Source organism: Teichococcus deserti, from assembly GCF_001982615.1.
Lineage (GTDB): Bacteria > Pseudomonadota > Alphaproteobacteria > Acetobacterales > Acetobacteraceae > Pseudoroseomonas > Pseudoroseomonas deserti.
Map to the genome: position 1 here is coordinate 1 of NZ_MLCO01000360.1, position 13,127 is coordinate 13,127.

Genomic DNA, 13,127 nt, shown 5'->3' on the forward strand with positions numbered 1-13,127 from the left:
ACCGCGGGCCGATGCTGCCGCTGGACCTGCCGGCCCAGCCCTCCCCCGCCGCCCGCCGCCGGAGTTTTCGCCTCGTCGGCTGAGCGGGTGCCCCTGATCGCCTGAAGGAAGGAAAATCCATGGCCGGAAACGTCGCCCAGCGCTTGGCCGGGCTCGGCATCACCTTGCCGACCCCCGCCGCGCCGGTTGCCAACTACGTCCCCTTCACCCTCGGCCTCGATGGCCGGCTGGTGGTGGTCTCCGGCCAGGTGCCGATGCGCGACGGCAAGGTCGCCTTCGCCGGCAAGGTCACCGCCGAGAGCATCGACATGGGCAAGCAGGCCGCCGAGCTCTGCCTGATCAATGTCCTGGCGCAGCTGCAGGCGGCGGTGGGCGACCTCGACCGGGTCAAGCGCGTCATCCGCCTGGGCGGCTTCATCGCGGCGGGCCCGGACTTCACCCAGCATGCGTTGGTGATGAACGGCGCCTCCGACCTGGCCGTCGCGGTCTTCGGCGATGCCGGCCGCCATGCCCGCAGCACCATCGGCGTGCCCTCGCTGCCGATGGACGCCGCCGTCGAGGTCGAGGGGATGTTCGAGATCGCGCCTTGAGCGACTTCGAAGTCTCGGATGACGCCGATCCCGCGATCCGCGGCGCCATCCTCGAGGGGCTGCTGGCCTACAACCGCTCCAAGGTCGGCGCGCCGGGCACCCGGCCGCTGCATGTCGTGGTGCGCGACCCGGATTCGGGCATCGTCGTCGGCGGGCTGACCGGGCGGACCGACAAGGGCTGGCTGTTCATCGAGCTGTTCAACCTGCCGGAGGAGCTGCGCGGCGGCGGCCTCGGCGCCCGGCTGCTGGCGGCGGCCGAGGACGAGGCCCGCGCGCGCGGCTGCAACGGCGTCTGGCTGGACAGCTACAGCTTCCAGGCGCCCGACTTCTACAGGAAGCAGGGCTATGTCGAGTTCGGCGCGGTGCCGGACAATCCGACGGGCCACACCCGCTTTTTCTTCCTGAAGCGGTTCTGAGGACAAGGAAAAGGGGCGCTGGCCGTCTTGGCCAGCGCCCCTTTCGATTCGGACGGCCTGATCAGGGGGCGCGGCGGATGCCGCGCCCCCTTCGCGCATCAGGCGATCAGCAGCTCCTCGGTCACCGCGACGGGCAGGCGCCCCTCGTAGAGGCCGGTGGTCAGGTAATGCGCCAGCGGGTCGATGCCGGCCTCGGCGATGTCCTCGTTGGCCGCCAGATAGGCCGAGGTGTCGAACAGCGCGGAGGGGTCGCGGCCTTCCTTGAAGCCGTAGGTCTGGTAGTGGACCAGGGCGTTGATGCCCGAGCCCGCCACGTCGGCGTTGTTCTCGACATAGTAGGAGGTGTCGAAGAAGGCGTTCGGGTCGCGCTGCTCGGCGGCGCCGAAGGCCATCCAGTGGGTGAAGGCGTCGATGCCGGAGGCGGCGATATCGGCATTGGTCGCCAGGTAGAACTGGGCGTCGAAGCCGCTCTCGATGACCTGGCCGACAGCGCGCGCCGTCTGCCGGCCCTCGGCCATGCCGTGGTCGAGGTAGTGGTGCAGGGCGTCGATGCCGGCCTCGGCGACGTCCGGGTTCAGCGCCAGGTAGCCGGCGGTGTCGAAGTCGAGCGACACGTCACGGCCCTCGGCGCCGCCGTAGAGGCGGTAGTGCTCCAGCGCGCCCATGCCCGAGGCGGCGACGTCCTGGTTGACCGCCAGGTAGAACTCCGCGTCGAAGACCGCGTTGGCCGCGCGGCCCTCGGCGGCGCCGGCCGTCTGGTAGTGCTCCAGCGCGTCGACGCCGGCGGCGAAGACGTCCGGATTGGCCAGGTAGTAGGACAGGCTGTCGAACAGCGGGTCGGCGTCGTCGAGGGCGATGGCGCCGTCGGCGAAGGTCAGGCGCTCGATGCTGATCAGCGTGGTCTGGCTGTCGGCGTTGCTGAGCACCAGGCCGTTGCCGGCGCGGGCCAGGGTGTAGTCGGCCACATTGCCGGTGAGGATCGCGGTGTCGATGCCCGCGCCGCCATCCAGGCGGTCGCTGCCGCCCTGGCCGTCCAGCATGTCGTCGCCGGCGCCGCCCTGCAGGAAGTCGCGGCCGGCGGTGCCGACCAGGGTGTTGTCGGCGTCGTCGCCCAGCTGCTGGGCGCCGAGCACGGTGTCCTCGCGGACGCCCACGTTCTGGATGCGCTCGTCGGTGGCCTGGCCGCCGTCGGCCTCGTCATAGGCGGTCTCGGCGGTGCCGTGCTGCGCCTTCAGGTACTCGGCCAGCGCGTCCTGCTCGCTGCCCTTGGCGGCGAAGGTGGCCTCGCCGTCGGACAGCGCCGCGTTGTCCAGCAGGTCGATGCGGTCCGAGGCATAGGCGCCGATCGGATAGCCGTCGCCGCCGTCGGCCAGGTAGCTCAGCGTCACCATGCGGATGTCGCGGTTGGCGTCGCCGACCAGCTGGCCGTCGACCAGGATGGTGTCCAGCACCTGGCCGTCATCGCCCAGGATGACCAGGTTCTGCAGCCGCTCGCCGGCGACGACCACGCTGCCATCGGCGTTCAGGCGCTGCGCCGTGGCGGTGGCGTCGTAGCTGAAGGAGACGCCGCCGACCTGGCCGAAGCTGCCCGGGGTGGCGCCCGGCGCGACGCCGGCCACCGCATGCTCGAAGATGCGGACCAGCTCTTCGGCCGAGACGGTGACGATCGAGAGGGCGTTGTTGAAGCGCAGCGAGTTCTCGATGTCGAGCTGGCTGACGCCGCCCTCCGGCTTGTCGGCGTCCGGATTGGCCTGCGGAGGCAGCTCGCCCGCGTCCGCCCCGGCGCCGATGGCGCCGATCTCGGCGCGGATGCCGCCGCCGTTCTTGATCGAGACGGTGACCGCGGCGTCGACCTGGCGGGCGACGAAGAGGTTGGCGTCGGCGGTCAGGTTGCCGAGGTTGGTCTCCTCGGTGCGGACCTCGCCGCGGCGGCCTTCCAGATAGACGTCGGTGAAGCCCATGACGTTGCCGTCCTTGGCGCCGATCACCGCGCCGACGGCGTCGGTCAGGTCCTTGACGGCGCCGCCCTTGGTGCCCTCGGCATAGGCGTCCTCGTCGCCCCAGAGTTCTTCCACGGTCTCTTCGTTGACCACCACCGGGCCCGACACGGTCGGGTCGATGCTGTCGGGGATGATGTTGCCCTCGGCGTCGAAGGTCAGCACCAGGCGGCCGACATAGCCGTATTCGTTGTTGGTGTTGACGATGGCGACGGTCTTGCCGTCGGCACCGGTCACCATCACCGGATAGGTCTCGGCGGCGGTGTCGCCCGGCTGCAGCGCGTCGCCCTCGTTGGCGAAGGTCGCGTGGCTGCCGCCGGCGATGATGACGTCGACGCCGGACAGCTTGCCGGCCAGGTCGAGCTCCAGCTGGTACTGCTGCAGGTGGCTCAGCAGGATGATCTTGTTCAGGCCCTGCTCGGCCATCTGGTCGACATAGACCTGCAGGATCTCGGCCAGCTCGTCGGTGTTGTTGACGCCGCCGTCGCCGGCCGGGTCCTTCACGGTGACGCGGCCGGGCGACGAGATCGAGGCCAGCAGCTGGGTGGTGACGCCCAGCACGCCGATCTGCTCGCCGCCTTCCTCGATGATGGTCCAGGGCGAGACCTGGGCGTCGGCGGCCTCGGCGTTCAGCGCCTCCGGCGTCGCCAGGTCATCGGCGGTGGTGGCGTAGCTGGCGGCGTCGCGCAGCAGCTCGGTGAAGAGCGCGGCCATCGCCGGGTCGCCGGAGAAGTCCAGGTTGGCGGCAAGGTAGGGGAACATCGCGCCGATCGAGGTCACCGCGGCGGAGGTGGTGCCGCTGCCCTTGGTGAAGTCGATGGCGGCGGCGACGGCGTTGGAGCCGAAGTCCCACTCATGGTTGCCGAAGACGCTCGCCTCGACGCCGATGGCGTTCATGATGGCGATGTCGATGGTGGACGGGTTCAGCGCCAGCCCGGCCAGGTCCTCGGCGGGGACGCCCAGCAGCCAGGCGTAGAGGTCGACCAGCTCGTCCTTGACGCTCGGATCGGTGCCGGCGGCGTTGAACGGGCTCGGGATGTAGTTGTCGCCCGAGGACAGCGTGATGCTGTTGGCGAAGCTGTCCTCCAGCTTGTCGACGATCGCCGCGAACTGGCTGGCGCGGTCGACGGCGGCCAGGCCCGCCTCGAAGTCGGAGGCGTGCAGGATCTGCAGCGTGAAGGTGCCGTCGGCGGCCGGCGCGACGCTCAGCTCGTGCAGCGTCGTGGTGCCCGAGCCTTCAGCCGGCGAGATCAGCATCGGGCCGTCGATGCCCTCGGGGGCGTCGGCGGCGTCGACGAAGAGGATGGCTTCCGGCGCGTCGCCGACCGGGATCAGGCCGGCATATTCGGCGGCATCCGGGCCGGTGATGGCGAAGGCCATGACCGCGTCGGAGCGCTCGAGGGCCAGGAAGGCGTAGAGCTGGCCGTCGATCGTGCCCAGCGTCACGCTCTCGGGCTCGGGGCCCTTGTCGTCGGAGCGGCCGTCATCCAGCAGCTCCGGGGCGTGCTGGAGCAGCATCTGCTCCATCATGTCGCCCGAGTCGAAGGTCTGCACCAGGCCGTCGTCGGTGACTTCCCAGATCGAGAAGCTGCGGCCGCCCAGCGTGTGGATGACGTCGATGTCGCCGTCGCCGTCGGTGTCGCCGTCGACCAGCGAAATGTTCAACCGGCCCATCGCGGCGTCGGCCTTCAGGGCCGCGACGCCCTCGGCGCCGCCGAAGGTCGCCTCGTCCAGATCAGCGTCCTTCAGCCGGCCGACATCGTTGTAGTCGCCCCATTCGGAGGCGTCGCCCTCGTTGGCGGTGACCAGGTAGGTCTTGCCGTCCATGTCGAAGGTGGCGATGCCGTCGGGCATGTAGAGGCCCTGCACCGGCGCCGGGCCGATATTGGCGCCGCCGTCACGGTCCGAGGTGTCGAGGCCGTTGCCCGGCAGCGAATGGTCCTTGGTGCCCAGCGCATAGACGCCGGTGTATTCCATCGTGCCCAGGTCGAGCACCGCGATCGCGTTGTTCTCCTGCAGCGTGACATAGGCCTTGGTGCCGTCCTTGGAGACGGCGATGTATTCCGGCTCCAGGTCGGTCGCGGCGGTGACGCCGTCCACGCCCTTGATGCGCACGCCGGCGGCGATCAGTTCGTCGGTGTCGAAGCCTTCGAAGCCCAGGAAGGTCATGTCGCCGGTCGCGACATCGATGACGGCGACGCCGCCCACCGGGTCGCCCGAGGCGTCGACGCCGTAATTGTCGTTGGGCTCGCCCTCGATCGCCACCAGCAGGCGCTCGCCGTCGGGGGTGAAGGTCACCATGTCGGGCACCGCGCCGACCTCGACCTGGCGCAGCAGGGTGGCGTCGCTGCCGTCCTCGGCGATGGTGTAGAAGGCGACGGTGCCGTTGCTGCCCGGCTCGGCGCCGTCGAAGGCGACGGCCATCACGTTGCCGTGGACGGCGACGCTGTTGCCGGTGCCGAGCGTGCCGACATCCGCCTTGGGCAGGTCGAAGCGGATCTCGCCGGTCAGCGCGTCCAGCGCCTCGACGCCATCGGGACCCAGCACCAGGACCAGGGCGCGGGCGGCGTCGTAGGCGACCACCTCGGCGCTGCCGGCGGTGGAGGCGGAACTGTCCTTGGTCCAGAGCAGTTCGGATTGGATGGCCATGTGTCTGCGTTCCCGCCAGCGAAAGGGTGTCGGGCGCGGGGGTTAACGAAGCATGACCCTGGCTTCATGCATAGTTTGGTTACATTACAAGGCCATGGGCGATTGGTTATTCGTCTTATGAACGTGTGGGTTGAGCAAGCTTGGACTTCGGCGCGCGGACGATTGGCGTCGGGCCGAAGTCATCCGCCTGGATGACCTGCGGGATTGGCCCCGGCGGCGGCGCACCCTACCTAAGGTGCCTGACGCAGAAGGACGCACAGTGGACCGCTTGCTGCACGGCATGGCGCGGCTCGGCGACGAGGCCGAGCGCCTGCTCAACGAGACCAGCCTTCGCGTCGCCATCACCGGGCTCAGCCGCTCGGGCAAGACGGTCTTCATCACCTCGCTGATCAGCAACCTGCTGGCCCTCGGCCGCGGCCGCGACAGCCTGCCGGCGCTGACCCGGCAGCTGGCGGCCAACGGCCAGCGCATCCTCGCGGTGCGGCTGGAGCCCTCGGGCACCCAGGCGCTGGACTGGTTCGACGCGGCGGAGAAGCTGCGCGACCTGGCCGGCGCCACGCCGCATTGGCCGCCGCGCACCGCGGACCTGGCCAGCGCCGCGCTGACCCTGGTGGTGGAGCGGCGCGGGCGCCTTGGCGGCCTGCTGCCGCCGCGCCGGCTGCGGCTGGAGCTGCTCGACTATCCCGGCGAATGGCTGCTGGACCTGCCGCTGCTCGACCAGGATTTTTCCCAGTGGTCCGCCGCGACCCTGGCGCAGCTGAAGCAGCCGCCGCGCGCCGCGCTGGCCACCGATTTCTTTTCGTTTCTGGCCAGCCTGCCGCCGGATGCGCCCGACGAGGATGCGGTCGCCCGCCGTGGCTTCTTGTTATACCGCGACCTGCTGGTGGCGGCGCGCGACCAGGCCGGGCTGCGCTGGCTGCAGCCGGGGCGCTTCCTGGTGCCGGGGCCGAAGGGCGACAGCCCGATGATGTGGTTCTTCCCCATCCCCGGCCAGGGCCCGGCCGCGCCCGGGAGCTTGCGGGACCTGCTGGCCCGCCGCTTCGACGCCTACCGGGAAGACATGCGCCGCAGCTATTTCGACCCCTGGTTCGCCCGCTTCGACCGCCAGGTGGTGCTGGTCGACGCGCTGGGCGCGCTCTGCGCCGGGGAGGGGGCCTTCGCCGATGCCCGCCAGGCGGTGGCGCAGATCGCCCGCGCCTATGACCAGCGCAGCCGCTCGCCCTGGCTGCGGCTGCCGATGCTGAAGCGGGTGGCCTTCGCCGCCTCCAAGCTGGACCATATCCCGCCCGTCCAGCGCCCGGCGTTTCTCTCGATGTTCCAGGCCATGCTGGGCGAGACCGGGCCGAAGGCGCGCCACTTCGCGCTCGCCGCCCTGCGCAGCACCGAGGATGGCGCGGCCACCGTCAGCCCGCCCGTGGTCTTCGGCGTGCCGGCCGGCGACACCCGGCGCCGGCCCTTCCGCCCTGGGCCGATCCCCGAATCGATCCCGCCGGCCGGCGACCCCTTCTGGCGCCGGCCCTATTTCGCTTTGCCGGAATTCCGCCCGCCGCTGCTGGACCCGGAGGGGCGCGACGGGTTGCCGCATCTGGGAATGGACACGCTGCTGGCCTGGCTGCTGGAGGACGCGCTGTGACCCTGCCGCCGAAGAAAGCCCCTGTCCGCGAAGCAGGTCCCGATGCAGGTCCCGGTTGGGCCGATGCGCCCGAACCGGCGCCGGCCTGGGATCCGGGCTGGGAGGCGACGCCGGTGCAGGGCGGGCTGGTGCGGCATGAGGGGCCGGTCAGCCTGGCGCCGCCGCCGGCGCTGCCGGGGGCGGGCTGGCTGCGCAGCCTCGGCCTGGCGGGCGGCGCCTTCTTCCTGCTGGTGCTGGGTGGCGGCGGGCTGTGGCTGGGCGTCACGCTGGACGAGCTTTTCGCACGCTCCGCCCTGCTGGGCTGGGCCGGCAGCGCGCTGGGGGCGGGGGTGGTCGGGCTGCTCGGCGCTGGCGCCTGGCGAGAATGGCGGGCGCTGCGGAAGCTGAAATCCCTCGACCGGCTGGCCGAGACTTTGAAAGAGACCCCGGACGCCGCGCCGCCCCCGCGCGCCCTGCTGCGCTGGGCCGAATCGCTGGCCGAGCGGCTGCCCGAGGCCGCCCCCGCCATCGACCAGATCCGCGCCGCGACGACGCTGGGCGAGGCGCGCGGCCTGGCGGCCGGGCTGCTGCAGCCGGTGCTGGCGGCGCACGTCGCGGCGCTGGGCGGGCAGGCGGCGCGGCAGGTCTTCGTCGCCACCGCGGTGATGCCGGCGCCCGCCCTGGATGCCGCGGCCATGGCGCTGATCGGTCTGCGGCTGATGCGCCAGGTGGCCGAGCTGCATGGGCTGCGCCCCGGCGCGCTGGTGCTGGCGCGGCTGCTGCGGCGGCTGGCCTTCTCGACCGGGCTGGCGGTCGGCACCGAGATGGCGGTGGAGGCCGGGCTGGAGCAGATGGTCGAAGGCCATGCCGCGAAACTCGCCGGCGGCGCCGCGGGCGCGGCGGTGGCGGCGCGGCGGATGGCGCGGCTGGCGGCGGCGACGGGGGAGGCCTGCCGGCCCTTCTGAACCTAACCTTTCGGCAAGCAAGGTTGCGCCGCGGCGAAGGCAGCGCACATGCTGGGGACCATGCCGGACAGCGCCCCCGAACTGACCCTGCGGCTGCATCCGAAGATCGCCGAGATCGCGGCGGTCGACTGGGATGCCTGCGCCGGGGAGGACAACCCCTTCGTCAGCCATGCCTTCCTCTCGGCGCTGGAGGAAAGCGGCTCGGCCAGCCCGCGCAGCGGCTGGCTGCCGCAGCACCTGGCGCTGCGCGATGGCGACGGGCGGCTGCTGGCGGTGGCTCCCGCCTATGCCAAGAGCCATTCCTATGGCGAATACGTCTTCGACCATGCCTGGGCGCATGCCTTCGAGCGGGCCGGCGGCGACTACTACCCGAAGCTGCAGGTGGCGGTGCCGTTCAGCCCGGTGCCGGGGCCGCGGCTGCTGATCCGGCCGGACTCCGGCCTGCCGCCGGCGGCGCTGGGCCAGGCGCTGGCGCAGGCGACCGAGCAGCTCAACTTCTCCTCGGCGCATGTCACCTTCTGCTCGGAGGCGGAATGGGCGGCGCTGGGCGCGGCCGGCTGGCTGCAGCGGCTGGGCACCCAGTTTCACTGGCTGAACGAAAACTATTCCTCCTTCGACGACTTCCTGGCCGCGCTGTCGAGCCGCAAGCGCAAACAGCTGAAGCGGGAGCGGCGGGACGCCCAATCCGCCGGGCTGGACTTCCGGGTGCTGCAGGGCGCCGCGATCACGCCGCGGCACTGGAAGGCTTTCCACCGCTTCTACATGGACACCGTCGACCGCAAGTGGGGCAGCGCCTACCTCACCGAGCGCTTCTGGCCGCTGCTGGCCGAGCGGCTGGGCGAGCGCGTCGTGCTGATGGTCGCCGAGCGCGACGGCGAGCCGGTGGCCGGCGCCCTGAACCTGATGGGCCGCGACGCGCTGTATGGCCGCAACTGGGGGGCCTCGGTGGAGGCGCCCTTCCTGCATTTCGAGCTCTGCTACTACCAGGCGATCGACTTCGCCATCGCGCGCGGCCTGAAGCGGGTCGAGGCCGGCGCCCAGGGCCAGCACAAGATCCAGCGTGGCTACCTGCCGGTGCCGACTTACTCCGCGCATTGGATCTGCCATGGCGGGCTGCGCCGCGCCGTCGCCGAATTCCTTGAGGCCGAGCGCCCGGCGATGCTCGAGGAGATGGCGTCCCTGGCCGAGGCCTCGCCGTTCAGGGCCGCCGACACGGACTGATGCTGGTCGCCTATCTGCAGCTGGGCCTGTCGATGGCCCTGGTCGGCGCAAATGTGGCGATTTCCAAGCTGCTGACCGAGGCCTTGCCGATCGCGCTGATCCTGGGCCTGCGCTGCCTCCTGGCCTGCGCGGTGCTCTGGCCGCTGGCCCTTCGCCGGGAGGGCCGGCTCCGCCTGTCCGGCGTGTCCCTGGCGAACCTGGCCGCGCAGGCGGCGGTGGGAACCCTGCTCTACAACGCCGCCCTGCTGAGCGGCCTGCGCCACACCACGGCGCTGGAGGCCGGGCTGGTGCTGGCGACCTTGCCGGCGGTGATCGCCATCGGCTCGGCGCTGTGGCTGCGGGAGCGGATGGCACCCCGGCAATGGCTGGCGGTGGCGCTGGCGGGCGGCGGGATGGCGGCGATCACCCTGGCGCGGCTGGCCGGCGGCGGGGGCGGCGGCGGAAGCCTCTGGGGCAATGCGCTGGTCTTCGTCGCGGTCTGCGGCGAGGCGGGCTACGTGCTGCTGGCCAAGCGCCTGGCCGGGCGGGTGCCGCTGGTGACGGCCAGCTTCTGGATGCAGGGTTTTTCCACGCTGATGCTGCTGCCCTTCTGCCTGCCGGTGCTGGGCGCGGCCGCGGCCCTGGCCGATCCGGGGGTTTCGGCGCTGCTGGTCTTCCACAGCCTGACGGCCTCGGTGCTGTGCCTGCTGCTCTGGTATGCCGGGCTGCGGCGGGCGCCGGCGGGGATCGCCGGCATCTTCTCGGCCCTGCTGCCGGCCGCCGCGGCGGGGATGGCGGTGCTGGTGCTGGGCGAGACTTTCTCCACGATGCACGGGATAGGGTTTCTGCTGATGCTGGCGAGCATCGGGCTGGCGACCTGGCCGGGCAGAGGGAAGCGGGTGGTTTGAGCGGCTGGGTCGAGGCTTCGGGCAGCGCATTCCTGACGGACCCGCCAAGCGATTGGGCGGCACGGCTGGCGGCGCGCCAGGCCGGGCAGCGGCGCGAGGTGACGCCGGACCAGATCGCTTCCTGGGAGGCCTTGGCCAGCCTGCTGCAGGGGGCACTCCGCCAGCGGCCCGGCGCCGCATCCTGGACCGTGCTGCTGGAATTCGACCTGCTGCGGCTGGAGAAGCGGATCGACGCCGTGCTGCTGACCGGGCACGCCATCCTGGCGGTGGAGTTCAAGCACCGCGCCACGACCGTCACGCCCGCCGATCTGGCGCAGGTGGAGGATGATGCCCTCGACTTGTTCGACTTCCATTCTGGCAGCCGGGCGCATCCGGTGGTGCCGATCCTGCTGGCCGAGCAAGCGCCGTCGCGGCCGCAAAGCCTGCCGCTGATCTGGCACGGCGTGGTGCCGCCGCTGGCCTGCGATGCCTCCCGCCTGGCCGGGCTGCTGGCGGAGATCGAGGCCGCCCTGCCGCGGCCGGTGACGCCGCTGGACGGGGCGGGCTGGGCCCGCGCGCCCTATCGCCCGGTGCCCGGCATCATCGAGGCGGCGCAGCGGCTGTTCGACCGCCATGGGGTCGAGGAGATCGCCACAGCGCGGGCCGATATCGCCAATCTGCGCGCCACCACCACGGCCATCCGCCGCGCCATCGCCGGGGCGCGGCAGGCCGGGGAGCGGCGGGTGGTCTTCGTCACCGGCGTGCCCGGCGCCGGCAAGACGCTGTGCGGGCTGAACCTGGTCTTCGGCCAGGCGGCGGAGGAGGGGGCGGCCTTCCTCACCGGCAATGCCCCGCTGGTCGCCGTGCTGCGCGGCGCGCTGGAGCGCGATGCCGTGCAGCGCCAGGGCCGTGGCCGCCGCCAGCCGCGGCGGGAGGCGCGCAGCCTGCTGCAGAATGTCCACCGCTTCCTGGAGCATCACCAGCGCCACCCGGAAGAAGTCCCGGCCGAGGCGGTGGTGGTCTTCGACGAGGCGCAGCGCGCCTGGGATGCCGCCCAGGCGCAGCGCGACACCCAGCGCCGGCGCTCGGTGCTGACCGAGTCCGAGCCGGCGCATCTCCTGGAGATCATGGGCCGCCGCGCCGGCTGGTCGGTGATCGTGGCGCTGATCGGCCAGGGGCAGGAGATCAACACCGGCGAGGCGGGGCTGGCCGAATGGGGCCGGGTGATCGCGGCCAGCCGCGGCCTCTGGCGTGCGACGGCCGCGCCCGCCGTGCTGGATGCGGCGGCCGAGCCGGCCCAGCGCCTGGCACCGGGCGAGGCCGACTGGCTGCAGCTCGACCCCGATCTGGCGCTGACCGTGCCGGTGCGTTCGGTGCATCACGACCGTGCCGCCGACTGGGTCGATGCCGTGCTGAACGACCGGCCGCAGCAGGCCGCCGGCATCGCCGCCGCCGGCGAGCTGCCCTTCTATCTGACCCGCGACCTTGGGGTGCTGCGCCGGGCCCTGCGTGACTGGGCGCGCGGCCTGCGGCGGGCGGGGCTGGTCTGCTCGGCCAAGGCGAAGCGGCTGCGCGCCGAAGGGCTGGGCGCGCAGCTGCACGGCGCCGACGCCGAGGTGGTCAACTGGTTCCTCTGCCGCTGGCCGGATATCCGTGGCTCCGACGCGCTGGAGGTCTGTGCCACCGAATATGCCTGCCAGGGGCTGGAGCTCGACCTGGTCGGGCTGGCCTGGGGTGGCGATTTCATCCGGAGCAGCAACGGCTGGCGGGCGCGGAAGCTGTCGGGGACGCGCTGGCAGTGGGTCGGCCAGCCCGAAGCACAGCGACATATCCGCAACACCTACCGGGTTTTGCTCACCCGCGCCCGGCACGCCACGCTGATCTTCGTGCCGCCTGGCGACGCTTCGGACCCGACCCGCCCGCCGCAGGAGGCCGAGGCGGTCGCCACTTATCTCGCCGCCTGCGGCGCCCGACTCCTGGCAGATCCAGCAGAATCGCCATCCGCCCCGGCCAGGCTGCCGCTTCTGGCGCTGGCGGGGAGCTGAAGCCTGGCCAGGATGGCGCAACCGGTTGCAGCGGCGGAAAACAGATCACCTCTCGCGAGAGGTTTCCTTCTATGCCAAGCCTTTGCCATGCTAGCTTCACGCATCCGCTCAGCAACTGACGACTGAGGCCCATGCCGCGCGCTCTCGCAGACCGATCCTCCTCCACCGCCACCTCGCCCGGCGGGCGGCTCGCCGACGGGGCGCGGCGCTTCGCTTCCCCGGCGCTGAAGGCGGCGCTCGCCCGGCGCGGGGCGGAACTGGCCGGGCTGGCGCTCGGCCTGGCCGGCCTCGGGCTGATGGTCGCCCTGGTCAGCTACAATCCGGGCGATCCGTCCTTCTCCACCGCGACCACCGCGGCCGCCACCAATCTGGGCGGCCGCGCCGGCGCGCTGGTCGCCGACCTGATGCTGCAGGCCTTCGGCTGGGCCGCCTATCTGCCGGTGGGCGTCGCGCTGGGCTGGGCCTGGCGGCTGGCCACCCACAAGGGCCTCGCCCCCTTCCCCTGGCGGGCGGCCGCGGTCTTCCTCGCCCTGCCGCTGCTGGCCGCCGCCTTCGACCTGGCGCCGCTGCCCGCCGGCACGCCGACCATCGCAGGTCCCGGCGGCGCCATCGGCGCGCTGCTGGCCGAGAAGATCGACGCGCTGTTCGGCGCGCTGCTCGGCCCGGCGGGGACGCTTTCCGCCCAGGTCGGCATCGTCGCGCTGGCCGGCTCGCTGTCCTTCGCGGCCCTGGGCGTGCCGCTGCTGGCCTGGCGCCAGGCCGGGCG

The 13,127-nt window shown here is 72.1% G+C and carries 9 protein-coding genes; 8 read left to right on the forward strand and 1 reads right to left on the reverse strand.

All coding sequences use genetic code 11. The features are described from left to right. Positions 1-119 precede the first annotated feature (119 nt). Together BKE38_RS27075 and BKE38_RS27080 are read left to right on the forward strand one after the other, a co-directional pair. On the forward strand, positions 120-590 hold the full coding sequence (locus BKE38_RS27075) for a RidA family protein (RefSeq protein ID WP_076960301.1): 471 nt from the start codon (positions 120-122) through the stop codon (positions 588-590). Then, positions 587-1,006, forward strand: coding sequence for a GNAT family N-acetyltransferase (locus BKE38_RS27080; protein WP_076960302.1), 420 nt, complete (start codon positions 587-589; stop codon positions 1,004-1,006). Before BKE38_RS27075 ends, BKE38_RS27080 begins: the two co-directional genes overlap by 4 nt. A 98-nt stretch (positions 1,007-1,104) precedes the next feature. Here BKE38_RS27080 and BKE38_RS27085 read toward each other — a convergent pair whose 3' ends face one another. Further along, the gene (locus BKE38_RS27085) at positions 1,105-5,652 is read right to left on the reverse strand and encodes a choice-of-anchor I family protein (RefSeq protein WP_076960303.1); all 4,548 of its coding nucleotides are present in this window, start codon (positions 5,650-5,652) and stop codon (positions 1,105-1,107) included. 259 nt (positions 5,653-5,911) lie between these two features. On the opposite strand from BKE38_RS27085, the gene BKE38_RS27090 reads away from it, so the two are divergent. The 6 genes from BKE38_RS27090 to BKE38_RS27115 all read left to right on the forward strand — a co-directional run. Then, complete coding sequence (locus BKE38_RS27090; protein ID WP_076960304.1) at positions 5,912-7,285, forward strand: YcjX family protein; 1,374 nt, start codon at positions 5,912-5,914, stop codon at positions 7,283-7,285. Beyond that, positions 7,282-8,229 carry a DUF697 domain-containing protein gene (locus tag BKE38_RS27095; RefSeq protein ID WP_076960305.1) on the forward strand — a complete coding sequence of 316 codons (948 nt, stop codon included), beginning with the start codon at positions 7,282-7,284 and terminating at the stop codon, positions 8,227-8,229. The genes BKE38_RS27090 and BKE38_RS27095 overlap by 4 nt, the downstream gene beginning before the upstream one ends. Before the next feature lie 48 nt (positions 8,230-8,277). Beyond that, positions 8,278-9,450 (forward strand): GNAT family N-acetyltransferase, encoded by a 1,173-nt coding sequence (locus BKE38_RS27100; RefSeq protein WP_242662585.1) that lies wholly within the window; start codon positions 8,278-8,280, stop codon positions 9,448-9,450. Further along, positions 9,450-10,337, forward strand: coding sequence for a DMT family transporter (locus BKE38_RS27105; protein WP_076960306.1), 888 nt, complete (start codon positions 9,450-9,452; stop codon positions 10,335-10,337). The genes BKE38_RS27100 and BKE38_RS27105 overlap by 1 nt, the downstream gene beginning before the upstream one ends. Beyond that, the gene (locus BKE38_RS27110; RefSeq protein ID WP_076960307.1) at positions 10,334-12,361 is read left to right on the forward strand and encodes a DUF2075 domain-containing protein; all 2,028 of its coding nucleotides are present in this window, start codon (positions 10,334-10,336) and stop codon (positions 12,359-12,361) included. Before BKE38_RS27105 ends, BKE38_RS27110 begins: the two co-directional genes overlap by 4 nt. Positions 12,362-12,492: 131 nt before the next feature. Next, the coding region (locus BKE38_RS27115; RefSeq protein WP_207553689.1) for a DNA translocase FtsK 4TM domain-containing protein at positions 12,493-13,127 on the forward strand (635 nt) is incomplete at its 3' end.